Here is a 23,102-nt window from a genome sequence, read left to right on the forward strand (position 1 = left end):
GATCGCTCCTGGGGCGATGGTCACCGTCACTACGAACCGATCCGCTCCTGCGTGCCTCATGACACAGATCTCTGCCGCTGGAATCTGGGAGCTTTGGGCTGTTGAAGGAGGGTCGCTGATGCCATCCCACTCATTACTGGCTCAATTCGGACAGCCCATCGCTAAGCGTTATCGGCTGATCAACGCCAGCTTCGAGGTACATCCTCACCTCGATGCCATCTACGACTCCCTCGAGGATGCGCTCACGGATGCGGCGGCCTGGTTGGCGTCTCATACGTCGTCGGCTCAGGCTGCGATCGGGGTGGAGGTGTGTACGCGTTCAGGTGAGTGGCGCACCCTGCGCCAGCCGGCTCCCCTGGCGGCTTAAGGCGTGCCAACAAAAAAGCCCCGGCAACTGCCGGGGCTTTGCTTGAGGTGAATGGCCAAGACGGCAATCACTCTTCTTCGGTGGCGCCGGCGGGGATCAGTTTGATCTGCTTGCGACCCAGTTTGATCTCGAACTCGTCGCCGGGCTTGAGGTCGAGCATGGCGGTGTAGGCCTTGCCAATCAGCAGGTTGCCGTTGCCCTGCACTGTGGCGGTGTAGCTCAGCTTGCGACCACCTTTGCCACGGCCCACGCCATCGTTGCCGAGGCTGAGACCTTTGGCTTCCAGCAGAGCTTCGTAGAAGGCGGTGAAGTTCAGGCGTTCGCCACCATCCTTCTTGGTGCTCACATAGCCGCAGCTGCGCACCAGATCGGATTTGGACACGTCGCCAAGTTCTTTGACCTTGGCCAGCAGTTCAGAGCCGGTGAGCATGGATCGGAATTGAATCAATCCAACAATAACGCTCGGGCGGTACTGTGCCATCCCCTGACCAATGATCTCCGTCATGTTTCTGATCGCCTGTCTCGCGATCCTGCCGCTGCTTCTGATCGCCTACTACACGATTCAACGCACCGCGGGGCATCACAGCCGTGAGGATACCCGCCACATGATCCAGGACATGGTGGTGGAGGCCATGAACAAGCACGATCAAGACTTCGACGACTGATCGCCTAACAGCTGCTGATCCAGCGCATCAGTGCTTTTGCCGGATCGCTCAACTCCGCGATCGAGCCATAGAGCCAGTCCTGCCAGCCGTGTTGTGGCAATCCACTGAACACCATCAGATTGAGTGGATAGTCCTCTGAGTCGCTGCAGCGCCGAAAGTCGTCGCGATAGAGGAACACCGGCTTCCCCAGTGCGATCGCCGCTCCCAGTTCCAGCATCACCCCTTCATCCGGGGGTGTTCCATTCACGATGGCCAGCAGAGCATCGGCATCGCGAACATCCTGGAGGTCCGCCTGGGCCACACGCCAGGCCCAACCAGGCTGCGCTAGATCCACCTGACCATTCCGACTGAACGGTTCCCAAACCTCCAGCCCGAGCTGCTCCAGTGCGGTGATGAAATCCGGCAACAGTCGCTCACGCCAGTGGGGTGAAAACCCGTAAGGAGAGGCCAGATACAACGTGGGCTGACCCATCAGCGGGAAGCGCGATACAGCTGTTCATCCAGCGCCGCCGCGGCAGCGTTCTCCCAGGGAAACACAATCCATTCATCCGTTTCGGTCACATCCACCGCCTGCCACCACTGCGGCTCGACCTTGCTCAACCACACCATGGTTGTGCAGTTCTCGAGCTGGCGATAGGCCTCGAGGGTGAGCCCCGTTTCATACACATCGTCTACCAGCAGACAGCCCGGCTGTGCGCTGCTCAGTAGAGGCAGATCCAGGCGATGGCTGAGCGTCACCGCCAGGACCAAGCCGCCGCGGGGAATGCCATGCACGCCGCAGAACCGTTGGCCTTGGCAACGCTCCACGATCGTGTCGACCGCCCGCTCGAAATCCTGCCAAGTGAGTGTGCGCATCGTCGCCTCGATCGATGCGCACACTGTCGCAATCAGGACGACCTGATCGCTTCAGGCCAGCCGCTTCAGCGGCGTGAGGGCTACCAGGCTGAGATGGGCCATGGCTCTGCACACGGATAAAACCGCCAGGCCAAGGCAGAGGGGGCAGTGCATCAGGCTCATGCAGCCAGCTTTATGCAATCGCTTCGGGCTGAAGCGTTTCCTGCAGAAACTTCATCAACGCCCTTGCGATCAGCGGCGCACCGGCACCACGGTCATCCCCACAGGCGCCAGGGCGATCAGCGCGAGCTTGATGTGCTGGATGCCGAAGGGAATACCAATGATCGTGATGAAGCAGGCCAGCGCTGAGGTGAGATGGCCGATCGCCAGCCACCAGCCGGCTACCAGGAACCACACCACATTGCCGATCAGCCCCAGCGCCCCGGTGCCCAGATCGTGGCGGCCGGTGAGATCACGCCGGCTGATCGCTTCCTGGCCAAACGGCCACAGCGCGAACGCGCCGATCACAAAACAGGAACGGGCCCAAGGCAGGCCCACGATGGTGATCGCGCACACCAGGCCCGCCAGCCACCAACCCAGGGCCATCACCAGGCCGCCGAGCACCACCCAGAGAATGTTGAGAAGGGCGCTGACCATCACGCCATCTTCTTCTTGGAGCCGCTCAAAGCGCTTCGGCCCGTTGCGCTTCGTTGATCAGGCGTTGCACGCGATCCAGCAGTGATTCATTGCTGAGGCGGCTGTTCAACCGCTCGACGAGCAGTGGGAAGGCCAAGGGTCCTGGCCGGGCGATGCGCTCCACCCGCCAGGTGCACGATGCCATTCGCTCCAGCGCCGCCTGCAGCCGCTGCGCTTCCAGTTGCTCCTCGAGCACCTCGCGTTGGGCCTGCTCCAGCAGCAGGCTGCCGGGTTCGTGCTTCTGGAACACATCGAACAGCAGCGCCGCGCTGATCTGCAGCTGCCCACCTGTTTTGTTCTGCCCCGGCATCGCCTGGCTGATCAGGCCGCTCACCTGGGCGATGGCGCGGAAGCGGCGCCGGCAGAGCTCAGAAAAATTCAGCGCCTGCTGAAGGTCGCTCTCGAGGTTGCTGAGATCGAGCAGATCGTCGCCGTGTAGATCCAGCAGCTCTTCAAAGGGATAGGTCTTCGGGGCCAGGAGCTCGAAGCCGTAGTCGTTCACCGACACCGTGATCGTGCTGGCCTGCTGCCTCGCCAGCCGCCAGGCCCAGAGGAAGCCGATGCCTTCGTGCACGAAGCGCCCCTCGAAGGGATACACAAACAGATGGCTGCCTTCGCGGCTGCGGCACAGCTCCACCAGCAGCTGATCGCTGCGCGGTAGGCCGGAGAGGTTGGCCTGCCTCAGCAGCAGCGGTTCGAGCGCCTGCAGTTCCGGCGTGTCGAGCCTGGCTTCGCCATCGAGGGCGCGGGCGCAGCGGTCCACTTCCTGGCGCAGATGGGAGCTGAGCAGATCCGACAGCGCCATCTGTCCGCCAGCCCAGGCCGGCACGGTGGAGCTTTTCTTGCTCGTGGCCTTCACCTGGGCCGTCATTTCCCGCAGCCGCACGAATTCCAGCTGGCGGCCGGCGAAGAAAAACACATCCCCCGGCTTGAGCCGTCCGATGAAGGCCTCCTCCACATGGCCAATCACCGCGCCGCGCACGAAGCGCACGGTCACGGATCGATCGGCTGTGATCGTGCCGATGTTGAAGCGATGCAGCCGGGCGATTGTTTTGTCGAGAACGCGGAAGCGCCAGGGTTCTGCGGGAGCGGCCGGCTCGTCGTCGTGCAGGCGGCAGCGCACCAGTTTGCGGTAGCGGGGATAGGCGCTGAGGCATTGGCCGCCGTGCTCCAGAAAATCGAGGCACCACTGCCATTGGGCGTCGGTGAGGTGGCGAAAGCTCCAGCACTGGCGCACCGTGGCCAGCTCCTCCTCCGGTTGGAAACCGGCTCCGCAGGCCAGGCTGGTGAGGTGCTGCAGCAGCACATCGAGGGGAAGCTGCGGTGGTCGGCGGTGCTCCACCAGGCCGTTCTCCAGGCCCCGCCGCATGGCGCTCACCTCAAGCAGCTCAAGGGCGTTGGTGGGCATAAACAGCACCTGGGAGGTGCCTCCCGGGCAGTGGGCGCTGCGGCCGGCCCGCTGCAGCAGCCGCGCCAGGTTTTTGGCGCTGCCGATCTGCACCACCCGCTCCACGGGCTGGAAGTCGACCCCCAGATCCAGAGAACTGGTGCACACCACCCAGCGCAGCTCCCCAGCTTTCACGCGGGCTTCGATCGCTTCACGCTCGGCGCGGTCGATGGCGCTGTGGTGAAGCGCCAGACAATCTTCCATCTCCGGGCAGGCAAAGCGCAGGCACTGGTGCCACCGCTCGGCCTGGTTGCGGGTGTTGGTGAACAGCAGCGTGCTCACCCCGGGCTCCAGTCCCGCCACCAGCTCCTCATACATGCGCAGCCCCAGGTGACCGCCCCAGGGGAAACCATCGATCGTGTCGGGCAGGAGCGAACGGATCGCCGTTGCCCGCTGGATGTCGGCGGTGATGATCCGCGGGGTTGTCGGTAGGCCGAGGGCCGCACGGGCGGCTTCGTCGAGATTGCCGATGGTGGCACTGATGGCCCAGGTGCGCAGCATCGGGCGATGGCGCCGCAGCCAGCTGAGGCAGAGCTCCGTTTGCGAGCCGCGTTTACTCCCCATCAGCTCGTGCCATTCATCGAGCACGACCGCCTGCAGCTGGGCGAACAGCTCCGGTGCCTTGGCGTTTGCCAGCAGCACGCTGAGGGATTCCGGCGTGGTGATCAGGATCTCGGGCGGTGTGCGCAGCTGTTTGCTGCGCTCATGGGTGCTGGTATCGCCATTGCGAATCGCCACCCGCAGCGGCCAACCCATCGCCGCAATCGGTTGTTCAATCGCCAGGGCCAGATCACGGCTAAGGGCCCGCAGCGGTGTGATCACCAGCAGGCGCAGGCCGCGGGAGGGAGTGGTGGTGCGACGGGCTCTGCGGCGCGGCTTGGTTTCAGCGTTCTGGAGCTCAACTCCCTGGGGGGCCACTGGCTCCGGAAGCGCTGGGAGGACGCGCTCACACTGATATCCGGTTTTCTGTGCATCCTGTTCATAACCCGAGGCGTTGGCGCTTGCGTGCATGGCCTCGCTTGCTGCGCTGCTCGGCGGCTGTGGTTGTTGGGTTGGCTGTTGTTCCGCGGCCAACAGTTCCGCGATCGGTCCCATCACGGCGGCGTAGGTCTTGCCGGAGCCGGTGGGGACCTGTAGCAGCCCGCTCTCGCCCGCCAGGTAGGCCCGCCAGCACTGGCGCTGGAAGGCCATCGGCGTCCAGCCTTGCTGAGTGAACCAGGCCTCGATCGGCGCCAGGGCCTCGCTCACGGCTGCTGCTCCATCAGGGCCATGGCGTTGGCCAGGCTGTCGGCCTCGCTGGCGGGTTTGTCGGTGCGCCAGCGGCTGATGCGCGGGAAGCGCACGGCGAAGCCACATTTGTGGCGTTTCGAGGGTTGGATGCCCTCGAACGCGAGTTCAAACACCTGCAACGGCTCCACCGCCCGCACAGGCCCGAACCGCTCGGTGGTGTGCGCGCGGATCCAGCGATCGAGCTCGCGGATCTCGGCATTGTCGAGGCCGGAGTAGGCCTTGGCGAAGGTCACCAACTCCCCGTCGCTGTTCCAGAGGCCAAAGCTGTAGTCGGTGTAGAGGTTGGCGCGCTTACCGCTACCTGCCTGGGCATACAGCAGCACGGCATCCAGCCGCAATGGCTCGAGTTTGTGCTTCCACCAGTGGCCGCGTTTGCGCCCCACCAGATAGGGGGAGTCGAGCGCCTTGAGCATCAGCCCCTCCGCCCGCTGCCCACGGGCCTGATCGCGCAGATGATCCAAGTCGCCCCAGCTCCGCAGCGTCTGGGTTGGGGAGAGTCGCATGCGGCCCTTCCCCTCGGCGCCCTGCACGTCCTGCCAGTTTTCATAGAGCTGCTCCAGCTGCTCCCGCCGACGCTGCAGCGGTTGCTGGCGCAGGTCTGTCCCCTGATCTTCCAGCAGGTCGTAGGCCACGAAAGCGGCCGGGCAGTCGCGCTGCAGGCTGCGGCTCGGTGCTTTGCGCCCCAGCCTTCGCTGCAGGCTGGTAAAGGCTTCCGGTGTTTCGGCATCGCCGTGCCACACGATCACCTCCCCATCCAGCGCCGTTCCCTGAGGTAACTGCTCCGCCAGGGCGATCAGCTCAGGGAATGCCTCATTGATCAGCTCCTCGCCGCGGCTCCACAGGCTGCAGCCGCCGGAGCGGTGGATGAGCTGGCCGCGGATGCCATCCCATTTCCACTCCAGTTGCCAACCTTCCGGTGGCGTCTGCTCCAGTTGGCCGGCCTCAAGGGGGCTAGCCAGAAAGAAGGGATACGGCCGGGCAGACAGGCTCTCGCCCTGGGCATCAGCGGCCGTGAGCTCTGCAAACGCCGCGGCACTGGGCGTGAATCCACCCATCAGCCGGTGCGCCACCAATGCTTCATCCAGTTCGGCGCTCTGGGCCAGGGCCCGGGTCACCAGTCCCGTGGAGACTCCCACTCGGAATCCCCCGCTGAGCAGCTTGTTCACCAGCAGCAGCTGATCTGGCGGCAGGCTGCGCCAACAGGCCTGCACTGCTTTGGTCTGTTTCTCCCCATCCAGAGCCGCCAACTGAGGCAGCCGTTCGTCCATCCACAGGGCCAGGGGATCTTCAAAGGTGACGCGGCCAGGGTTGCTATCCCAGCGGCTTGGCTCGCCCGTGCCGTCGGCTCGCTGTTGCCACAGCAACGCCACCGTTTCTGCCGAATCGCCAACCTGGGCGTGGCAGGCCTCAAACAACCACTCCGGCAGCTCCGTACCCGCCAGGCAGATCTCCCGCAGGCGCCGGCCGGTGATCAGGCGACGGCGCCGCTTGCCCAATAGCAGCGCCAGAGCCCAGGCGGCATCGGCGGGAGCCGCACTGAGGAAATAGGCCTGCAGCGCCTCCAGCTTGGCGCTCGTGCTGCCGGTGCCATCCAGCTGACGGAAAAGGGCGGCGAACGCTTGCATCAGTTCGCTGGAGAACTGGCTGCGATGGCAGCCGCCTCAGCGCCTGCGGGTGTGGCCTCGTCGTCGTCGAAGCGTTCGGCCTCGAAGTGGCCTTCCAGCGGTTCGGCGCTGATGCCCTCCACCTCCTGCAGATAGCGCGCCAGCACGCTGCTCTGGCCGTGGGTCACGTACACCTGCTGCGCCTGGCTGTCTTTCACGCTCTGCAGCAGGCCGCCCCAATCGGCGTGGTCGCTCATCACAAAGCCGCGGCCGTAGCCGCGCCGCCGCCGGGCGCCGCGAACCGCCATCCAGCCGCTCACGAAGCCGTTCTGAGCTTTGGCGAAGCGCCCCAAACCGCGGCTGCGGTGGGCCGCCGGGGGGGCGATCAGCAGGCGGCCAGCCAGATCGGCGCCGCGCTCCAGTTGCGTCAGCGGCCGGGTTGGCGGCATGGCCACTCCGGAATCCCGGTAAGGCCCCATCAGCCGGTCAACGGCGCCATGCAGCAGTACCTCGTCGCCGACGCCGAGGCGATGCAACTCCGCCAGCACTCGCTGCGCTTTGCCGAAGGCATAACAGAACAGCACCGATGGCCGCTCGGGAGCGGTGCGCCACCACTCGAGGATCTCTGCCGCCACCTCCGCGCCGCTCTGCCAGCGGTAAATCGGCAGGCCGAAGGTGGCTTCGCTGATCAGAACATCCGCCTGCACCGGCTCAAACGGCGTACAGCTCGGATCGGCGCAACGTTTGTAATCGCCGCTCACCAACCAGCTCTCGCCACCGGCCTCCAAGCGGATCTGGGCACTGCCCAGCACATGGCCGGCTGAATGAAACGACACCCGCGCATCACCGATGCGATGGAGTTGGCCGTAGTCCACCGGCAGCAGCTGGATCTCGGCGCCGAGCCGCTCCCGCAGGATTCCTTCGCTCGCCCCGATCGCCCAGTACTCGCCGCAGCCCGGCCGGGCGTGGTCGGCATGGGCGTGGGTGATCAAGGCGCGCGGCACGGGCCGCCAGGGATCGATCCAGGCGCGCGCTGCCGGGCAGTAGAGCCCTTCCGGGCTGAGCTGCAGCAGGCCGCCTGGGGCGAGGGGCATCAGCGGTGGGGCGTGTTGTGTGGGTTCGGGACTGAATCATGACCAGCCGCGTTGCACCTCTGCGTCGCCCGGTTGACGCTTGCGGCCACCGTCTCTAGCCAGGGGGTGAACCCCTGCGGCCCGCCGCCATGGCCCTCAACGATTTTCGCGATGAACTGGCGGCTACTGCTGCGGCCCTGGCAACACCGGGCACAGGGCTGCTGGCAGCCGATGAATCCACCGGCACGATCGGCAAGCGCTTCGATGCCATTGGCCTCGAGAACACCGAAGAGAACCGACGTGCCTACCGCAGCCTGCTGGCCACCACGGAGGGCCTGGGCGACCACATCTCCGGCGTGATCCTCTACGAGGAAACGCTCTTTCAAGACAGCACGGCCGAGGTGGGAGGCGCCCCGATCGTGGAGCTCTTCCAGAAGCAGGGGATCGTGCCCGGGATCAAGGTGGATCAGGGGGTGGAACCCCTCGCCGGTGGTGTGGTGGGCGAGAGCTGGTGCACCGGCCTCAAGGGGCTGGGCGAGCGCGCTGCTCGCTACTACGCCCGCGGCGCCCGTTTCGCCAAATGGCGGGCTGTTCTGCAGATCAGCGGTAATGGGGCGCCTTCCGAGCTCGCCGTGCGCGAGAACGCCTGGGGTCTGGCTCGCTACGCCCGCACCGTGCAGGAGCACGGTCTGGTGCCGATCGTGGAGCCTGAGATTCTGATGGATGGTGAGCACGACATCACCACCACCGCCTCGGTGCAGGAATGGGTGCTGCGCACCACCTATGAGGCCCTGGCGGTGAATGGTGTGTTTCTCGAGGGCAGCTTGCTCAAACCCTCGATGACGTGCGCCGGGGCCGATTGCCCCCAGCAACCCTCCGCTGAAGAGGTGGGTGCCTTCACTGTGCGCACCCTCAGCCGCACGGTGCCGGCCGCCGTACCCGCCATCTTGTTTTTGAGCGGCGGCCTCAGTGAGGAGGACGCCAGCCTATGTCTCAACGCCGTCAACCAGGCCGCAGCCCAGGGCTATGCGCCCTGGCACCTCGGTTTTTCCTATGGCCGAGCCCTGCAGCACTCCTGCATCAAACATTGGGGCGGCAGTGATGTGGCGGCGGGCCAGGCTGCGCTGATGGCGCGCGCCCGTGCCAATGGAGCGGCCAGCCAGGGCACGTACGTGGCCGGTTCTGAGCCGTCGGATGACGCCAGCTTGTTTGTGGCCAACTACAGCTACTAGCGGCTCATCTCGAGCATCTTCTGGATTGGAGCCAGGGCGCGCTGCCGCATGGCCTCATCGAGTTCGATGGCCGGTGCCATGTCGGTGAGGCACTGCCAGAGCTTTTCGAGGGTGTTGAGGCGCATGTAGGGGCAGGCGTTGCAGCTGCAGCCGTCAGCCCCGGGTACCTCAAAAAACTGTTTGCCGGGCACGGCCTTGCGCATCTGGTGCAGGATCCCCGGCTCGGTGAGCACAATGAAGCTGCTGGCTTCACTGGCTTCTGATCGGCGCAGCAGAGCGCTGGTGGAGCCGATGAAATCAGCGTGATCGAGCAGGTGCTGCTGGCACTCCGGGTGGGCGAGCACTTCTGCGCCGGGGTGCTCGAGCTTCAGCTGCAGCAGGGCCTGCTCGCTGAAGGTTTCATGCACGATGCAGCTGCCGGGCCAGAGGGTGAGCTCGCGGCCGCTCTGGTTCTGCACCCAGCGCCCGAGGTTCTGATCGGGCGCAAACAGGATCGGGCGATCGGCGGGCAGTTGCTTCACCAACGCCACTGCGTTGCTGCTGGTGCAGATCAGGTCGCTCTGGGCCTTCACCGCCGCTGAGCAGTTGATGTAGCTCACCACCAGGTGATCGGGGTGCTCAGCGCGAAACGAGGCGAAGGCATCGGCGGGGCAGGCATCCGCCAACGTGCAGCCCGCCTCCAGATCCGGCAACAACACCGTTTTCTCCGGGCTAAGGATCTTGGCCACCTCCGCCATGAAGTGCACGCCGCAGAACACGATCACCTCGGCGTCGGTGGCAGCCGCTTTGCGGGAGAGCTCAAGCGAATCGCCGATGAAATCAGCGATGTCCTGGATTTCGGGTTCCTGGTAGTAGTGCGCCAGGATCACGGCCTTGCGCTGCCGCTTCAGCTCGGCAATGGCCGCCGGTAGCTCGGCGTGAGGCGGGCAACCGCCGGTGGTGTTCTGGGCAGCCGCGAAAACCAAGGCTCAGGCCCTACCTGATGCAGGATGGCGTGAGCCTAGGCATCCGTTTGGCAGAGCTCCGCATCGCCATCGCCGGAGATCTGCATGGGCAATGGGACGGGGTGGATGAACAGCTGTTGGCGCAGCTCGCCCCCGACGCCTTGCTGGTGGTGGGCGACCTCAGTGATGGTCAGGCCCGCATCCCGGCGCGTTTGGCCCAGTTGCCCCTGCCGCTCGCCTGCATCCTGGGCAACCACGACACCGGCCGTGATGCCAGTGGCCGCACCCTGCAACTCCAACTCGACGCCCTGGGCAGCCGCCACTGCGGCTGGGATCTGCGCGAGCTGGAGCCCCCTGGCCTCGCCGTGGTGGGCGGCCGGCCGGCCAGTGCCGGCGGCGGTTTTCACCTCAACCAGGCGGCGCAGGCCGTATTCGGACCCGTCACGCTGCAGGAGTCGGCGGCGCGAATCACAGCGGCGGCCCTGCGCGCTGATCCAAGCCTGCCCCTGATCCTGTTGGCCCATAGCGGCCCCAGTGGCCTCGGCAGTGCTGCCGCCGACCCCTGCGGCCGCGATTGGAAAGCACCGGCTTGCGATTGGGGCGATCAGGATCTGGCCCTGGCGATCGACCAAATCAGACGCCACAGGCCTGTGCCGCTGGTGGTGTTTGGCCACATGCATCACAAGCTCAAGCGCGGCCAGGGCGACCGCCTCAGCTATTGCATGGATCGTGCTGGTACCGCCTATCTCAACACCGCCTTCGTGCCGCGCCACAGCCACGATGAGCAAGGCCGGCCGCTGCGCCATTTCAGCTGGGTGGAGCTGCGCGGGGGCCAGCTGCATGAGATCAGCCATCGCTGGTACGCCCCTGATGGCGCCCTGCGTTACCGCCAGACCCTGATGCGGGCCCCGGAGCTGCAGCCGTGCTGATCTATGCCTGTGTGAGCGGCCATGGCTTCGGCCATGGCTCGCGGGTGGCCGCGGTGCTCACCGCACTCCATCAGGTGCGTCCCCGTTGGCGCCTGGTGCTCTCCACCCCCCTGGCACCAGCGTTCCTCAACCTCGCTTTCGGATCGGTTCCCTTTGAGCAGCGCCCCTGCCGTTGGGATGTCGGGGTGATCCAGGCCGATGCCCTGGGCGCTGATGCTGAATCCACCCTGGCCGCCCTCAGCCATCTCGAGCAGCAGTTGCCTGCGCAGATCGAGGCGGAGGTGCGCTGGCTCAGGGCCCAGCGGCAACCGATCCTGGTGCTCGGGGACGTAGCTCCAGCGGCAGCCTCGCTGGCTAGCCAGCTGGGGGCACCGCTGGTGTGGATGGCCAATTTCGGCTGGGATGCCATCTACCGGCCCATGGGCGGTGCCTTCACCGCCTGGGCCGATCGCGCCCTTGCGGCTTACCGCCAGGGCGACGCCGTGATCCGCTGCCCCTTTGCCATGCCCATGCCCTGGGATGTTCCGGTGACGGAGGTGGGACTCACTCCTGGGCGCGCCCGCCATGCTCCAGAGACCTTGCTCAAGCGATTGCAGCTCGAGTCGGCGCCGGAGCGCACGGTGCTGGTGGGGTTCGGCGGGCTGGGGCTGGCCCTCGAGCCGCAGCTGCTGCAGCGTTGGCCGGAGCACCATTTCCTGGTCAGCGACACCGCCTTGGCCCAGGCCGCTAACGCCAGCTTGATCCCGCCAGATCTACGGCCGCTCGAATTGATGCCGCTCTGCAGCCGGATTCTCACCAAACCCGGTTACAGCACGTTCTGCGAGGCCATGGCCGCCGGGATCGGCATTCACCTGGTGCGGCGTGAGGGTTTTGCCGAGGCACCGGTGCTGGAGAAAGCGCTGCAGCAACACAGCTGGAATCGGCTTCTCAGCCGCGAACAGCTCGAGCGGGGGGATTGGCAGCTGGATCAGCCGTTGCTGGCACCCAGTGGCTCCCCGCTTGGCCGTGAAGGGGCCGAGCAAGCTGCTGCTGTGATTTTGGCTACAGCGCAACGCGCAAATGCGGCATCTGCGCAATAGGAATTCACTTGCGGGTTCTCTTACGAAACCCAGTGCAGTTCAGTGATTTGAATCTGCCACTCGTGTTCTTGATGGTGGTAGACGGTTTTTTCGCTGGCACGAATGAGATTCCCATGCGCTGGTTTGTGAGTCAAACTCTGCACATTCAAATGCTAGTCGCATCAGCATCTTCTTTTCAGAAAGCTTCTGCATGACTGGTTGTTTGTGGCTCTCGGCTCAGTTCTTCTGAACTGCTGTTGTTCTTCTGGTTGTTGATCAGGAGCTGCACAACTGTCGTTTTCTTGTGGCATTGATCCGCTCGCAAGGTTTGTTGTTCACCTCTTGATTGGCTTTGCTGTCTGTTTTTTCTCACTCGCTGCGCTCTAGTTCTGCGCTTTTGGTTGGTGGGCTTGTGCTGCTGGGTGCAGCGCTGAGTGTGCCTGCCAGGGCTAACACCTCAACGGAGTTGCTGATGGCAGCTCGCCCCGCTTCGGCGCTTGAGCTCGGCCGCCCTCGCTCTCAGCTCGCCATGCTCAATGGGAGCGATGGACCTTCAGCGCTCGAGCGCTTCTTTCGTTACGCCCTCACCCCTGAGCGGCGCGCTCTGCTGAACACCATCCGCTACGCCGAGGGCACCTGGGCCCGCGGTGACGATGTGGGCTACCGGATCATGTTTGGTGGTGGTCTGATGCCGGGCCTGGATCGCCATCCTGATCGGGTCATTTCCACGGGGCGTTACGCCAGCGCCGCTGCCGGTGCCTACCAGTTCATGCCCTTCACCTGGGCCCTGGCCAGCCGCAGCCTCAGCCTTCAGGGCTTCGGCCCTGAGGTCCAGGATCAGGCCGCCCTGTTTTTGATCCAGCGCCGTGGAGCTCTGCACCTCGCTGATCGCGGCGAGTTCACGGCCCATCTGGCCGCCAAGCTGGCTCCCGAATGGGCCTCGTTTCCCACCCTGGCGGGCCAGAGCTACTACGGCCAGCCGGTGAAGCGTTATGTAGCCCTTAAAGCCTTCTACGAAGCCAACCTGGCTGAGCTGCGCGCCCTGGCTGGTTCGGCCACACCGATTGCTGCAGAGCCGGCCTGCGAACCGGTTGATTCCTTGCGCTGTCGCTTGAAGAAGCTCGATCGCGTCGGTCCACGCAGCGTGGCTCAGGGCCGCTGAAGGGGCAGATCAGCCTTCACTGTCCTTGAGCCTCTGCTTGCCCACGGTGTTCTGCGCGATCAGGTAGGCCGCCACGATGGCCCCCACAAATCCCAGGGCATTGCGCAGCAGGGGCAGGAGATCCGGGGTGCGCGTGATGATCGGGGCGATCCCGAACACGCCGAAGAGAATCACCCACAGCGGCGAGAGCAGCAGCACCCAGGCCCACTCCACCGTGTGCTCCGGCTTGCGGGGGTAGGCGGCAAAGCCCACGATCAGCCCGCCGATCACGGATGTGGCCAGCGTCAGCAGCCACTGCTCCTGGGGTAGCCCTGGCACCACCTGGCAGCCGCCAATCTCCAGGCAACCCTTCACGGTGTGGAGGGAGTCGATGATTGAAGCGTCCTGGCCGTGGTCGCGCACGTAGTACACGTTGCCGAAGCGCGTCTGTAGCTCCACCCAGTAGGTGCGGGGCATCAGGGCGAACAGGGCATCGCCCACGTTGAAGTTGAGCAGGTTGCCGCCGCGTTCATCGGCAATCAGCAGCAGGCTGCGCTCATCGAGGCCCCAGAAATCCTTCACCGCCAGGCCGGGCGTGCGGTCGTACTGGGTGAGCACCCGCAGCTTCCAGCCGCTCACTGCCTCGAAGTCGTTGAGTTCGGCTTCGAGGGCCGCGCGCTGGGTGTCGGTGAGGATCTTGGCCAGGTCGATCACCGGGGTGGGGTGATCGGGCAGGAGGTCGGGGTTGTCGTAGGCCAGTGCCGGCCCGGCGCCCAGGCCCAGCAGCAGCACCAGGCTGAGGATCGCTCCGGTGAACCAGCCCATCACTCGAGCCATCGCGCCTGCTTCAGTGGCGAGCATTCTCCCTGAGTCGATCGCCCGCCCGTGAGCTCTGCTGCCGCTCCTGCCCATCCCGCGCCCGCCTGGCTGGCGGAGCGCCTTCGGGCTGCTGGCGGCGCCGTGCCTTTCCGCACCTACATGCAGTGGGCGCTGCATGACCCCGAGCACGGCGCTTATGGCAGCGGCCGTTTGCAGGTGGGCCCCCGCGGCGATTTCGTCACCTCTCCTTCCCTCGGCCCGGATTTCGCTGCCCTGCTGGCCCCCCAGATCGCTCAGTGGCTCCAGCAGCAATCTGCTGATCAGGCACTGGCCCTTCTGGAAGCCGGCCCGGGTGAAGGCGATTTGGCTCTGCAACTGGCCCGGGAGCTGGTGGCTGGCTGGCCCGAGCTGGCGGCGCGGACCACGCTGGTGTTGATCGAACCCAATGCCGGCATGGCCGAGCGGCAGCGGGAGCGCCTGCGTGAGTGCCCGCTACCTTGCCGCTGGAAGAGCTTCGCGGAGCTGGCTGCTCAGCCCGTGTGCGGCGTGCTCCTGGCCCATGAGGTGCTGGATGCCCTGGCGGTGGAGCGGATCGTGTGGGACGGAACCCTCTGGCGTCGCCAGCAGGTGGCTCTACACGAAGTGCCGAACGCTGAGCTCTCCCTGCGACTCGAGCCCGGCCAACCCCTGGCGCCGCAGGAGCTCGCCCAGCTCGAACCGCTCGGGCTACTCCAGCCGGGTTCCCAGCGACAGCCAGGCTGGTGCACCGAGCTCCATCCCGAGCAGGCCCTCTGGCTGGAGGCCGCCGCCGCCGCGCTGGGTTCTGGTGTGCTGCTGGTGATTGATTACGCCCATGAGGCCTGGCGCTATTACGCCCCCCAGCGCAGCAATGGCACCTTGATGGCCTACCGCAACCAACAGGCCAGCACTGAGCTCCTCCAGGAGCCGGGTTGCTGGGATCTCACGGCTCATCTCTGCCTAGAGACCCTGGAGCAAGCGGCGGCGGAAGCCGGCTGGCGGTCGCTCGGCCAGCGCCGCCAGGGGGAGGCTCTGTTGGCGCTGGGGTTGGCGCAGCGGCTGCATGGGCTTCAGCAGCAGAGCGGTGTGGGCCTCGATGCCTTGCTCGGGCGCCGCGAAGCGCTGCTGCGCCTGGTGGATCCCCACACCCTCGGTGATTTCCGCTGGGCCGCGTTTGCAAGGTCCGCTGCCTCCGGTGATCCGGGCCCGAGCGACGCCTTGTTTCTCCAGGATCCCCCTCTGACCTGAACCGCGGCATCCTGCGGCTCAGAGCTGCATTCAGGCCTTTCGCCGTGCATTCAGAGTCCACTGCACCTGCCCAGGCCCCTGCCGATCTGCTGCGCGATCGGCTCACCCGCGGTGGGGGCCGAATGGCGGTCATTGCCGCCACCACGCTGGTGTGGCTGATGGATCTGCTGCTGGCGCAGCATCTGGAACGCGATCAGGTGATTGAGCCGTCGCTTAAGGCTGTGGTCACAGGCATTGAGCGAGCGGGCACGCTGGTGTTTGTCGTGGTCACCCTTGGACTTGTGATCGCCTTGTTGCGTGGTCTGCGCCGCTCTTTGTTTCGTTGGGGGCTGGTGTACTTATCATTTTCCGTGCTGCAGGTGATTGCCAATGTGATGGCGATGATCTTCACCAGCGGCCATCATCAAGGTGCCGGACTCACCAGTCTCTGGGATGTGGCTGCGGTGTACATGGAGAGCGTTCTGGTGTTCATGTTCATCTATGTCTTCATTGATGTGAGCACTCCTGGAGGGGCGTTTGTGTGGCCCAGTCGAGAAGGTGAACCGCCACCTGTTCCCCATCTGATCGATTATTTGTTCATTTCACTGAACGTGAATTCCACCTACGGCCCGACTAGTGAGGATCTGGTGTCGCGGCCAGCCAAGCTGGTGATGTCGCTTCAGGTGTTGCTGGCAATCCTGATCCTCACCGTGCTGATTGCCAGAGCGGCCAGTTCGATCAACTGAGCGTGGCTGGGCGCTAGTCGTGGCAGCGCGCCAGTGCCGCCAACACCTGTTCGCCGCTCACGTCGCTGCGGATCTCCACCGTGCCCAGGCTGGTGGGCAGCACGAAGCGCACGCAGCCATCGCGCACCTTCTTATCCCCCTGCAGGCACTCCAGCACGGCTGAGCTCTCCAGCTCCGGCCAGCGGCCTGGTAGCCCGGCGGCGGCGATCACCGCCCGCTGGCGGGCTTGGTCGTTAGCGCTCCACAGGCCCAGCTCCAGGGCTAACTCGCCGGCGGCCACCATCCCAATGGCCACGGCTTCCCCGTGCAAGTAGGTGCCATAGCCGCACAGGGCTTCCACCACGTGCCCGAGGGTGTGGCCGTAATTGAGGATCGCCCGCAGGCCACCCTCCTTTTCATCCGCTGCCACCACCTTGGCTTTCGCGGCGGCGGAGCGCTCGAGCACGCTCTGCAGCAAGGCGGCCGGGAGGGTGTCCATCGAGGTCAGCCGCTCCCCGGCTGCTTCCAGCTCGCGGAACAGCTCGGGATCGCCGATCACCCCGTACTTGATCACTTCCGCCATGCCAGCGCGGAATTCCCGCTCCGGCAGGGTGGCGAGGGTGTCGGGATCGATCAGCACCAGGCGCGGCTGATGGAAGGCGCCGATCAGGTTTTTGCCGCCGGGATGGTTCACCCCGGTTTTACCGCCGATGGAGGCATCCACCATCGCCAGCAGGGTGGTGGGCACCTGCACCACGGCAATGCCCCGCAGCCAGCTGGCCGCAGCAAATCCCGCCATGTCGCCCACGACGCCGCCACCGAGGGCCACGATCAGCGAACCGCGCTCCAGCTTGCGCGCAAAGGCGGCGTCGTGGATCAGCCCAACGGTTGCAGGGGTTTTCTGGTCTTCACCGGCCTCGATCACCAGCAGGCTGGCGTTCAAGCCTGCCGCTTCCAGGCTCGCCAGTGCCTTGGCCCCGTAGTGCTCATGCACCACCGGGTTGGTCACCACCAGCACCTTGGTGCCCGTTTTGATGCCCTGGGCCAGGATCTGTTCGCCGAGGGCCGAGAGCGCACCCCGCCCGATCACCACCGGATAGGGATTGGCGCTGAGCGCCACCTCGATGGTGCGGATCGCGGCGGCCGTGGCGCTCATGAAACAACGCTGCTGTCGCCTGAGGCTATCGGTCGCCTGCGGCTGCCAGCACCTCCAGCAGTGCGGTGCCGTAGCGCTCCAGCTTGGCTGTGCCGATGCCGCTCACGCTTCCGAGCTCGCTCAGGGATCCGGGACGCACGGCCGCCAGCTCCACCAGGGTGCGGTCGTGGAACACCACATAGGGCGGCACCCCCTGATCGCGGGCCTGCTCGCGTCGCCAGGTTTTCAAGGCGGCCAGCAGCGGATCGTCGGCATCCACGGCCGCGCTTGCGCCCACCGCGCTGCCGGCGCTGCCGGCGCTGCGTCGGCGCTGCTCCTTCGCTGGTGGCGGCAGCACCAGCTCCAGATCCCGCTCCCCTTTCAACAGCGGTTGCACCAGCTCGGGTGGACCAAAACACAGGCCCCCTTTGGCGTCTGCCGGTGACACGAGCGCCCCGAGGCTCACCAGCTGACGCAGCAGCGCCCGCCACTGCCCCCGGTCCAGCTCTTTGCCGATGCCGTACACACTCAGTTGGTCGTGCCCCAGCGTGCGGATGCGCTCGGTGTTGCCGCCGAGCAGCACATCCACCACGTGGGCTGCACCGAAGCGCTGCCCGGTGCGATACACGGCAGATAGCGCTTTCTGTGCGGCCACGCGGCAGTCGCTGCGCTGCTGTGGCTCCAGACAGCCATCACAGTTGTTGCAGGGCTTGGCCAGCCCTTCGCCGAAGTGGCGCAGCAGCACCTGGCGCCGGCAGCCGCTGGCTTCGCTGTAAGCGATCAGTGCCTCGAGCTTGCCGTGCTCGATCCGCTTCTGCTCCTCACTGGCGCCCGAGTCGTCGATGAAGCGGCGAAGCTGGGGGATATCGCCGGCGCCATGGGCCATCCAGGCCACCGCCGGCAAACCATCGCGGCCCGCCCGGCCTGTTTCCTGGTAGTAGGCCTCAAGGCTCTTGGGCAGATCCACGTGGGCCACGAAGCGCACGTCGGGTTTGTCGATCCCCATGCCGAAGGCGATCGTGGCCACCACCACCACGCCGCTGCCTAAACGGAAGCGCTGCAATGCCTGGCGCCGCGCCTCGGCGTCCATGCCTGCGTGGTAGCCGATTGCGTCGTAGCCCGCGGCCTTGAGTTCCGCGGCCACCCGATCCACCCGGCTGCGCGAGCGGGCATACACGATCCCGGATACACCCCGGTGTTCCGCCAGGAACTGCAGCAGCTGAGCGTTGCCGCTTTGTTTATGGCGCAGCAGATAGCGGATGTTGGGCCGATCGAAGCTGGCCAGGAACACCTCGCCCTGCTGCAGCTGCAAGCGTTCGCGGATGTCGGCCTGGGTGCGCGGGTCGGCGGTGGCGGTGAGGGCCAGGCGCGGCACATGGGGAAAGCGCTGCGCCAGTTGATCGAGCTGGCGGTATTCCGGACGGAAGTCGTGTCCCCACTGCGACACGCAATGGGCTTCATCGATGGCGAACAGCGCCAGGGGTGCGCCGCCCAGCCGCTCCAGCAGATCGCCGCTCAGCAGCCGCTCCGGCGACACGTAGAGCAGATCCAGCTGGCCTTCGTTCAGCTGCCGCCACACCCGCTGGTTCTCCTCGGCCTCGAGGCCGGAGTGCAGGGCGGCGGCCGCGATGCCGAGTTGCTGCAGCGCTTCCACCTGGTCCTGCATCAGGGCGATCAGCGGCGAGATCACTACCGCCAGCCCTGGCCGGCACAGGGCCGGCACCTGATAGCAGAGCGATTTGCCGCCGCCGGTGGGCATCAGCACCAGGCCCGACCCGCCGGCGATCACGTGGCGCACGATCGCCTCCTGCGGGCCGCGGAAGCTGGCGTAGCCGAACACCCGTTGCAGCACCTCGAGCGGATCGCTGCTCAGCGCGGCTGGGCTGCTCAACATCGGGCGGCTGGCAGGTCGGAATGGATCTCCCACAATGGCGCGATCACGGCTGGTTGCATGTCTGAGCCTTCCCCCCGCACCGGGGCTGCATCCGCAACCGCCTGGGGCTTCCTGGCGCCGGGGCTGGCGTTGATCAGCCTCTCGGTGCTGATCCCTGCCGCCATGGCCCTGGTGATGAGCTTCACCCAGAGCGGTCTCGATGTGAGCGAACCCCTGCAGTTTGTGGGGCTGGCCAACATCCATCGCCTACTGAGCGACCCGATGTTCTTCAAGGTGCTCGGCACCACGCTGCTCTATCTGGTGGGCGTGGTGCCGCCGGTGGTGCTCGGTTCGCTGGCCCTGGCGGTGCTGGTGAATCGGCAGTTGCCGGGGATCCACTGGTTCCGAGCCGCTTTCTACACGCCGGTGTTGGTGTCGATTGTGGTGGCGGCCATCGCCTTTCGCTGGCTCTACGCCGAAACCGGCCTGATTAACGGCTGGCTGAGCGCGCTCTTCCCCGCTGGCTTTCAGCCCATTGGCTTTCTCACCAACCCGCTGCTCGCCTTGCCCTCGGTGATGGTGGTGACCCTCTGGAAGGGCCTCGGCTACTACATGGTGATCTTCCTGGCGGGGCTCCAGGGCATCAGTGCTGATCTCTACGAGGCTGCTGAGCTCGATGGCAGCGAGGGCTGGCGTAAGCACCTCGACATCACCCTGCCGCTGCTGCGCCCCTATGTGACCCTGGTGGCGGTGATCTCCGCCATCGCCGCCACCAAGGTGTTCGAGGAGGTGTATCTGATGACTCAGGGCGGTCCGGCTGATGCCACCAAAACCCTGGTGTATTACGTGTATGACCAGGCCTTTGCCGAACTGGAGATCAGCTACGCCTGCACGGTGGGGCTGGCCCTGTTTGTGATCGTGTTGCTGCTCAGCCTGGTGCGCTTTGCCTTCGCCGGCGACAAAGGTTTCAGCTAACCCGCGCTTCCACGGCTTCGGCCCTGTGGATGCGACATTGATCCATTGATCACGCGCATTGATGGGCCCAGCCACCTCGATCGGAATCGTGGGTGGTGGCCAGCTGGCCTGGATGCTGGCGCAGGCCGCCCGCCGGCGTGGTGTGGAGCTGCATGTGCAGACCCCTGGCCCTCAGGATCCGGCCGTTGGCCTGGCCTCCAGTGTGGTGCAGGCCGAGGTGCGCGATGTGGCGGCCACCCGTGAGCTGGCCAGCCGCTGCAGCGCCATCAGCTTTGAAAACGAGTGGGTGGATCTTGAGGGCCTGAAGGCCCTGGCTGCCGATGGCGTGCCATTTGTGCCTGATCTTGAGGCCCTGCGGCCGCTGGTGTGCAAGCGCAGCCAGCGCGAGTTACTGAACCGCTTCAACCTGCCCTCACCGGCCTGGTTCCCGCTGGATCGCGTGATGGAGCTCCCCGAAGTGCCAGCTGCTGGGGAGGATCCCGCTGCTGCTTCTGCCCCACCGGCAACTGAGGCTCCCCCCCAGTTGCCTCAAGGTTTTGCCTATCCGCTGATGGCCAAGGCTGCTAGCGGTGGTTACGACGGCAAGGGCACTGCTGTGTTGCGCAGCGATGCCGATCTGGAGGCGCTGCTGGAGCGGGTCGAAGCCAGCAACTGGATCGTCGAGGAGTTCGTGGCCTTCGATCTGGAGCTGGCCGTGGTGGCTGCCCGCGATCAGATGGGCGATGTGGTGTGCCTGCCTGTGGTCCAGACCCACCAACATCAGCAGGTGTGTGACTGGGTCCTGGCTCCCTATGAGGCCAACCACGCCCTGCAGCAGGCCGTGCGCAACATGGCCGCTTCCCTGCTCACCGCGCTGAACTACGTGGGTGTGCTCTCGATTGAGCTGTTCTATGGGCCTCGCGGCCTGATGATCAACGAGCTGGCGCCGCGCACTCACAACTCAGGCCACTACTCGATCGAAGCCTGCGACCTCAGCCAGTTCGACCTCCAACTCCTGGCTGTCTCGGGTCAGCAGCTGAGGGAACCAGCCCTGCAGGCTCCTGGTGCCTTGATGGTGAATCTGCTGGGGTTTGAGCAGCGCAGCGCCGAGGATCCCCTTGCCGCCTACGAGCTGCAGCGACAGGCGCTCGCGGCATTGCCGGATGCCCACCTGCATTGGTACGGCAAGGCAGGCGCATCGGTGGGACGCAAGCTGGGCCATGTCACCCTGCTTCTGCAGCAGCAGGACCCTGCGGCTCGGCGGCAGGAAGCGATGCAGCGCCTCGAACAGGTGCGGCAGATCTGGCCTCTGCCGCCCGGTTCTGACGCGGGGCAGTCGTCCTAGGATTTCGCCGGACTGCTGTGTTGGTGACTGCCTTCTACAGTTTTCTGATCTGACTCCCTTTTCGACTTGGGGCGTCTGTCGCGACAGTGCCGTAGACCGGCCTCGTAGCCGGAAACGAATCTTCGCTTTGACTCCCCTTCTGGTTTATCCAGGTCGGAATCTGGGGCAGAACGGCACAGCGGTTCACCCTCTTTCAATCTGTTTTTAAGCTCTCAATACAGCTCTTGAGACTTCTCAGATACCAAAGATTGCGTTGTAAAGCTGCTCGTTGGTCACCACCAGGCTGGCCAACTTGTTGATGCCATCGCCCCATACATCCACAACGGCTCGTGAGGCGTCGCTGGCGCCCAGCGCGGCTGGGTTGCTGCCCCAAAAGCCGTCGTCGAGGGAGCGCAACAGCTTGGGTTGTTCCACCCTGCCGCTGGCAATACGGCTCTCGGGTCTGCCGGCTGCATCGCTACTGAACATCCGGATGCGGCGCCCTTTCACCTCAAACCAGCCGGTGATCGCATCCGTTTCGCCTTTCGACCATTCCAGCCTGCGTTTGCTTGTGCCTTCGCGGTCCCAGTCTCCGCTGATCGCGTACTGCTGCATCGCCTGAATTCTTGCTCTTCAACCGTAGTGGGGCTGAATGGCTGTGCCAACCCTCCAGTATCCGGGGAATCGGGAGCGTTGAGTCCTGAGCGCTGGCTGGGCTCAGCGGCTGAGCACCTGATCGATCCGCTCTTCGAGGGCTTCGGCATTCAGAGCTGTCACCACAAACACCTCCTGTGCGCTCGATCCGCGCCGGGCCACCAGCTTCCAGCCCCCCGTGATTGGCGTGGACACCCTCAGTCGCAGCTCCGGCGATCGGCCCTTCACCCTCGCAATCACCGCTGGAGTGATTGTGTCGATGGCCGGATCCTGCACCAGCCGCTTGAGCAGTGGGATCAGCCCCTCCAGGTAGGTGCTGTGGGTGATCACCAGCCGGCCCATCGCTGCCGCATGTGGTCGTCAACCCTAGGGATTCCTGCTAAACCATGAGCCGCTTTGTCATTGCGATGGCAGCCCGGGCCAATCCGGAGATGCGCGAGCTGTTGCGGCGAGAACTGCTGCGGGAGCTGGGTTCTCCGTCGCAACTGATCAGCTGCGAGCAGCCCGATGAAGGGCATCTGCGCGGCCTGGCCGTGTGCTCAGGGCGAGTGCTCAGTTATGTGCTGGATGCCCAATCGCAGCGGCTTCGCACCAGGCCCTTGTTTGATCTGCTCCTGCGCAGCCGCCGCTGATCAGCCGCGCTCCAGCGAGGCCATGGTGAGCCCTTCAGCTCCCAGCTGCTGGTGATAGAGCTCGGCCTGCTCGAGTGGTCCGCTCCACACCACAGCTGATCCCTGGCCATCGATCTGGTGCGCAAGCTCCCAGGCGCGATCGGCACCCATCCCTGGGATGTAACGCACCAGTACCTCCACCACATGCTGAAAGGTGTTGTGGTCGTCATCGAGCACGATCACGCGGCCATTCGGGTAGGGGGCCTCTACCCGCTGCCGCTCCTGAACCGCCTGTTGTGCCATCAGATCACAAGCCGCTTGGGAGCATCAGTCTGGCCCCCGGCGCTGGCTAAACTCCACACACCTTTGCAACCGCACCATGCTGGTCACCGTGGGTTGGGCCGCCCTTTGCGCCGTCTTTACCTTCTCGATCGCCATGGTGGTGTGGGGTCGTAACGGCGACGGTTCCATCAACTTCTGAA

General features: G+C 65.3%; 26 protein-coding genes and 1 other RNA gene. 13 read left to right on the forward strand and 14 right to left on the reverse strand.

What is annotated here, in order from left to right; translation table 11 throughout:
- Positions 1 to 118: 118 nt before the first annotated feature.
- Positions 119 to 367 carry a hypothetical protein gene (locus H9532_RS05010; RefSeq protein ID WP_010308970.1) on the forward strand — a complete coding sequence of 83 codons (249 nt, stop codon included), beginning with the start codon at positions 119 to 121 and terminating at the stop codon, positions 365 to 367.
- 67 nt (positions 368 to 434) lie between these two features.
- On the opposite strand, the gene H9532_RS05015 is transcribed toward H9532_RS05010, so the two are convergent.
- Positions 435 to 797, reverse strand: a complete 363-nt coding sequence (locus tag H9532_RS05015; protein ID WP_296366135.1) for an AbrB family transcriptional regulator — start codon at positions 795 to 797, stop codon at positions 435 to 437.
- Positions 798 to 870: 73 nt separating this feature from the next.
- Here H9532_RS05015 and H9532_RS05020 point away from each other — a divergent pair, with 73 nt between their 5' ends.
- Complete coding sequence (locus H9532_RS05020; RefSeq protein WP_296366136.1) at positions 871 to 1,032, forward strand: hypothetical protein; 162 nt, start codon at positions 871 to 873, stop codon at positions 1,030 to 1,032.
- A 4-nt stretch (positions 1,033 to 1,036) separates the two neighbouring features.
- Here H9532_RS05020 and H9532_RS05025 read toward each other — a convergent pair whose 3' ends face one another.
- From H9532_RS05025 to H9532_RS05050, 6 genes are all read right to left on the reverse strand, one after another.
- A complete protein-coding gene (locus tag H9532_RS05025) occupies positions 1,037 to 1,504 on the reverse strand; it encodes a nucleoside 2-deoxyribosyltransferase (protein WP_296366137.1) in 468 nt (155 codons plus the stop codon).
- Positions 1,504 to 1,887, reverse strand: coding sequence for a phosphoribosyltransferase (locus H9532_RS05030; protein WP_296366138.1), 384 nt, complete (start codon positions 1,885 to 1,887; stop codon positions 1,504 to 1,506). The genes H9532_RS05025 and H9532_RS05030 overlap by 1 nt, the downstream gene beginning before the upstream one ends.
- A 231-nt stretch (positions 1,888 to 2,118) precedes the next feature.
- Positions 2,119 to 2,523, reverse strand: coding sequence for a YccF domain-containing protein (locus tag H9532_RS05035; RefSeq protein ID WP_296366139.1), 405 nt, complete (start codon positions 2,521 to 2,523; stop codon positions 2,119 to 2,121).
- Between the two features lie 25 nt (positions 2,524 to 2,548).
- Positions 2,549 to 5,257 (reverse strand): ligase-associated DNA damage response DEXH box helicase, encoded by a 2,709-nt coding sequence (locus H9532_RS05040; RefSeq protein ID WP_296366140.1) that lies wholly within the window; start codon positions 5,255 to 5,257, stop codon positions 2,549 to 2,551.
- On the reverse strand, positions 5,254 to 6,924 hold the full coding sequence (locus H9532_RS05045) for an ATP-dependent DNA ligase (protein ID WP_296366141.1): 1,671 nt from the start codon (positions 6,922 to 6,924) through the stop codon (positions 5,254 to 5,256). The genes H9532_RS05040 and H9532_RS05045 overlap by 4 nt, the downstream gene beginning before the upstream one ends.
- On the reverse strand, positions 6,924 to 7,997 hold the full coding sequence (locus H9532_RS05050; protein WP_296366142.1) for a ligase-associated DNA damage response exonuclease: 1,074 nt from the start codon (positions 7,995 to 7,997) through the stop codon (positions 6,924 to 6,926). Before H9532_RS05050 ends, H9532_RS05045 begins: the two co-directional genes overlap by 1 nt.
- 128 nt (positions 7,998 to 8,125) lie before the next feature.
- Here H9532_RS05050 and H9532_RS05055 point away from each other — a divergent pair, with 128 nt between their 5' ends.
- Entirely contained in the window at positions 8,126 to 9,208 is a 1,083-nt protein-coding gene (locus H9532_RS05055; protein ID WP_296366143.1) for a class I fructose-bisphosphate aldolase, read from the forward strand.
- Here the strand turns inward: H9532_RS05055 and nadA are convergent.
- Complete coding sequence (gene nadA / locus H9532_RS05060) at positions 9,205 to 10,173, reverse strand: quinolinate synthase NadA (RefSeq protein WP_296366144.1); 969 nt, start codon at positions 10,171 to 10,173, stop codon at positions 9,205 to 9,207. The genes H9532_RS05055 and nadA overlap by 4 nt on opposite strands.
- Positions 10,174 to 10,190: 17 nt before the next feature.
- Here nadA and H9532_RS05065 point away from each other — a divergent pair, with 17 nt between their 5' ends.
- The 3 genes from H9532_RS05065 to H9532_RS05075 all read left to right on the forward strand — a co-directional run bounded on the left by H9532_RS05065 (position 10,191) and on the right by H9532_RS05075 (position 13,301).
- Entirely contained in the window at positions 10,191 to 11,081 is an 891-nt protein-coding gene (locus H9532_RS05065) for a TIGR04168 family protein (protein WP_296366145.1), read from the forward strand.
- Entirely contained in the window at positions 11,075 to 12,160 is a 1,086-nt protein-coding gene (locus H9532_RS05070; RefSeq protein WP_296366146.1) for a hypothetical protein, read from the forward strand. The genes H9532_RS05065 and H9532_RS05070 overlap by 7 nt, the downstream gene beginning before the upstream one ends.
- A 451-nt stretch (positions 12,161 to 12,611) precedes the next feature.
- Positions 12,612 to 13,301, forward strand: a complete 690-nt coding sequence (locus H9532_RS05075; protein WP_366664523.1) for a glycoside hydrolase family 104 protein — start codon at positions 12,612 to 12,614, stop codon at positions 13,299 to 13,301.
- Positions 13,302 to 13,310: 9 nt separating this feature from the next.
- Here H9532_RS05075 and H9532_RS05080 read toward each other — a convergent pair whose 3' ends face one another.
- Positions 13,311 to 14,117: a TPM domain-containing protein gene (locus H9532_RS05080; protein WP_296366147.1), complete on the reverse strand. Its 807-nt coding sequence runs from the start codon at positions 14,115 to 14,117 to the stop codon at positions 13,311 to 13,313.
- 48 nt (positions 14,118 to 14,165) lie between these two features.
- On the opposite strand from H9532_RS05080, the gene H9532_RS05085 reads away from it, so the two are divergent.
- Together H9532_RS05085 and H9532_RS05090 are read left to right on the forward strand one after the other, a co-directional pair.
- Entirely contained in the window at positions 14,166 to 15,365 is a 1,200-nt protein-coding gene (locus H9532_RS05085; RefSeq protein ID WP_296366148.1) for an SAM-dependent methyltransferase, read from the forward strand.
- A gap of 44 nt (positions 15,366 to 15,409) precedes the next feature.
- On the forward strand, positions 15,410 to 16,090 hold the full coding sequence (locus H9532_RS05090; RefSeq protein WP_296366149.1) for a hypothetical protein: 681 nt from the start codon (positions 15,410 to 15,412) through the stop codon (positions 16,088 to 16,090).
- A gap of 13 nt (positions 16,091 to 16,103) precedes the next feature.
- Here the strand turns inward: H9532_RS05090 and aroB are convergent, their stop codons facing one another.
- Together aroB and recQ are read right to left on the reverse strand one after the other, a co-directional pair.
- The gene (aroB, locus tag H9532_RS05095; protein WP_296366150.1) at positions 16,104 to 17,225 is read right to left on the reverse strand and encodes a 3-dehydroquinate synthase; all 1,122 of its coding nucleotides are present in this window, start codon (positions 17,223 to 17,225) and stop codon (positions 16,104 to 16,106) included.
- A 25-nt stretch (positions 17,226 to 17,250) separates the two neighbouring features.
- Positions 17,251 to 19,098 carry a DNA helicase RecQ gene (gene recQ, locus H9532_RS05100; protein WP_296366151.1) on the reverse strand — a complete coding sequence of 616 codons (1,848 nt, stop codon included), beginning with the start codon at positions 19,096 to 19,098 and terminating at the stop codon, positions 17,251 to 17,253.
- A gap of 57 nt (positions 19,099 to 19,155) precedes the next feature.
- Here recQ and H9532_RS05105 point away from each other — a divergent pair, with 57 nt between their 5' ends.
- The 3 genes from H9532_RS05105 to ssrS all read left to right on the forward strand — a co-directional run bounded on the left by H9532_RS05105 (position 19,156) and on the right by ssrS (position 21,565).
- The gene (locus H9532_RS05105; RefSeq protein ID WP_296366152.1) at positions 19,156 to 20,052 is read left to right on the forward strand and encodes a sugar ABC transporter permease; all 897 of its coding nucleotides are present in this window, start codon (positions 19,156 to 19,158) and stop codon (positions 20,050 to 20,052) included.
- Positions 20,053 to 20,113: 61 nt separating this feature from the next.
- Entirely contained in the window at positions 20,114 to 21,376 is a 1,263-nt protein-coding gene (locus tag H9532_RS05110) for a 5-(carboxyamino)imidazole ribonucleotide synthase (RefSeq protein WP_296366153.1), read from the forward strand.
- A gap of 6 nt (positions 21,377 to 21,382) precedes the next feature.
- A non-coding RNA gene (ssrS, locus tag H9532_RS05115) (6S RNA) lies at positions 21,383 to 21,565 on the forward strand.
- Between the two features lie 45 nt (positions 21,566 to 21,610).
- Here the strand turns inward: ssrS and H9532_RS05120 are convergent.
- On the reverse strand, positions 21,611 to 21,970 hold the full coding sequence (locus H9532_RS05120; RefSeq protein WP_296366154.1) for a hypothetical protein: 360 nt from the start codon (positions 21,968 to 21,970) through the stop codon (positions 21,611 to 21,613).
- Positions 21,971 to 22,072: 102 nt separating this feature from the next.
- On the reverse strand, positions 22,073 to 22,351 hold the full coding sequence (locus tag H9532_RS05125; protein ID WP_296366155.1) for a DUF2103 domain-containing protein: 279 nt from the start codon (positions 22,349 to 22,351) through the stop codon (positions 22,073 to 22,075).
- A 44-nt stretch (positions 22,352 to 22,395) separates the two neighbouring features.
- On the opposite strand from H9532_RS05125, the gene H9532_RS05130 reads away from it, so the two are divergent.
- On the forward strand, positions 22,396 to 22,641 hold the full coding sequence (locus H9532_RS05130) for a hypothetical protein (protein ID WP_296366156.1): 246 nt from the start codon (positions 22,396 to 22,398) through the stop codon (positions 22,639 to 22,641).
- Here the strand turns inward: H9532_RS05130 and clpS are convergent, their stop codons facing one another.
- The gene (gene clpS, locus H9532_RS05135; protein ID WP_296366157.1) at positions 22,642 to 22,923 is read right to left on the reverse strand and encodes an ATP-dependent Clp protease adapter ClpS; all 282 of its coding nucleotides are present in this window, start codon (positions 22,921 to 22,923) and stop codon (positions 22,642 to 22,644) included. It lies immediately after the preceding gene.
- Positions 22,924 to 22,999: 76 nt separating this feature from the next.
- Here clpS and petN point away from each other — a divergent pair, with 76 nt between their 5' ends.
- Positions 23,000 to 23,101: a cytochrome b6-f complex subunit PetN gene (gene petN, locus H9532_RS05140; protein WP_296366158.1), complete on the forward strand. Its 102-nt coding sequence runs from the start codon at positions 23,000 to 23,002 to the stop codon at positions 23,099 to 23,101.
- Position 23,102: the final 1 nt, after the last annotated feature.

Source organism: Vulcanococcus sp. Clear-D1, assembly GCF_014654725.1.
Lineage (GTDB): Bacteria > Cyanobacteriota > Cyanobacteriia > PCC-6307 > Cyanobiaceae > Vulcanococcus.

Bases quoted from the DNA above. Each gene is read 5' to 3' on its own strand.
- H9532_RS05010 (WP_010308970.1), top strand. From the start codon at position 119: ATGCCATCCCACTCATTACTGGCTCAATTCGGACAGCCCATCGCTAAG.
- H9532_RS05015 (WP_296366135.1), bottom strand. From the start codon at position 797: ATGCTCACCGGCTCTGAACTGCTGGCCAAGGTCAAAGAACTTGGCGAC.
- H9532_RS05020 (WP_296366136.1), top strand. From the start codon at position 871: ATGTTTCTGATCGCCTGTCTCGCGATCCTGCCGCTGCTTCTGATCGCC.
- H9532_RS05025 (WP_296366137.1), bottom strand. From the start codon at position 1,504: ATGGGTCAGCCCACGTTGTATCTGGCCTCTCCTTACGGGTTTTCACCC.
- H9532_RS05030 (WP_296366138.1), bottom strand. From the start codon at position 1,887: ATGCGCACACTCACTTGGCAGGATTTCGAGCGGGCGGTCGACACGATC.
- H9532_RS05035 (WP_296366139.1), bottom strand. From the start codon at position 2,523: ATGGTCAGCGCCCTTCTCAACATTCTCTGGGTGGTGCTCGGCGGCCTG.
- H9532_RS05045 (WP_296366141.1), bottom strand. From the start codon at position 6,924: ATGCAAGCGTTCGCCGCCCTTTTCCGTCAGCTGGATGGCACCGGCAGC.
- H9532_RS05050 (WP_296366142.1), bottom strand. From the start codon at position 7,997: ATGCCCCTCGCCCCAGGCGGCCTGCTGCAGCTCAGCCCGGAAGGGCTC.
- H9532_RS05055 (WP_296366143.1), top strand. From the start codon at position 8,126: ATGGCCCTCAACGATTTTCGCGATGAACTGGCGGCTACTGCTGCGGCC.
- H9532_RS05065 (WP_296366145.1), top strand. From the start codon at position 10,191: ATGCAGGATGGCGTGAGCCTAGGCATCCGTTTGGCAGAGCTCCGCATC.
- H9532_RS05075 (WP_366664523.1), top strand. From the start codon at position 12,612: ATGGCAGCTCGCCCCGCTTCGGCGCTTGAGCTCGGCCGCCCTCGCTCT.
- H9532_RS05080 (WP_296366147.1), bottom strand. From the start codon at position 14,117: ATGGCTCGAGTGATGGGCTGGTTCACCGGAGCGATCCTCAGCCTGGTG.
- aroB (WP_296366150.1), bottom strand. From the start codon at position 17,225: ATGAGCGCCACGGCCGCCGCGATCCGCACCATCGAGGTGGCGCTCAGC.
- recQ (WP_296366151.1), bottom strand. From the start codon at position 19,098: ATGTTGAGCAGCCCAGCCGCGCTGAGCAGCGATCCGCTCGAGGTGCTG.
- H9532_RS05105 (WP_296366152.1), top strand. From the start codon at position 19,156: ATGTCTGAGCCTTCCCCCCGCACCGGGGCTGCATCCGCAACCGCCTGG.
- H9532_RS05110 (WP_296366153.1), top strand. From the start codon at position 20,114: ATGGGCCCAGCCACCTCGATCGGAATCGTGGGTGGTGGCCAGCTGGCC.
- H9532_RS05120 (WP_296366154.1), bottom strand. From the start codon at position 21,970: ATGCAGCAGTACGCGATCAGCGGAGACTGGGACCGCGAAGGCACAAGC.
- H9532_RS05125 (WP_296366155.1), bottom strand. From the start codon at position 22,351: ATGGGCCGGCTGGTGATCACCCACAGCACCTACCTGGAGGGGCTGATC.
- H9532_RS05130 (WP_296366156.1), top strand. From the start codon at position 22,396: ATGAGCCGCTTTGTCATTGCGATGGCAGCCCGGGCCAATCCGGAGATG.
- clpS (WP_296366157.1), bottom strand. From the start codon at position 22,923: ATGGCACAACAGGCGGTTCAGGAGCGGCAGCGGGTAGAGGCCCCCTAC.
- petN (WP_296366158.1), top strand. From the start codon at position 23,000: ATGCTGGTCACCGTGGGTTGGGCCGCCCTTTGCGCCGTCTTTACCTTC.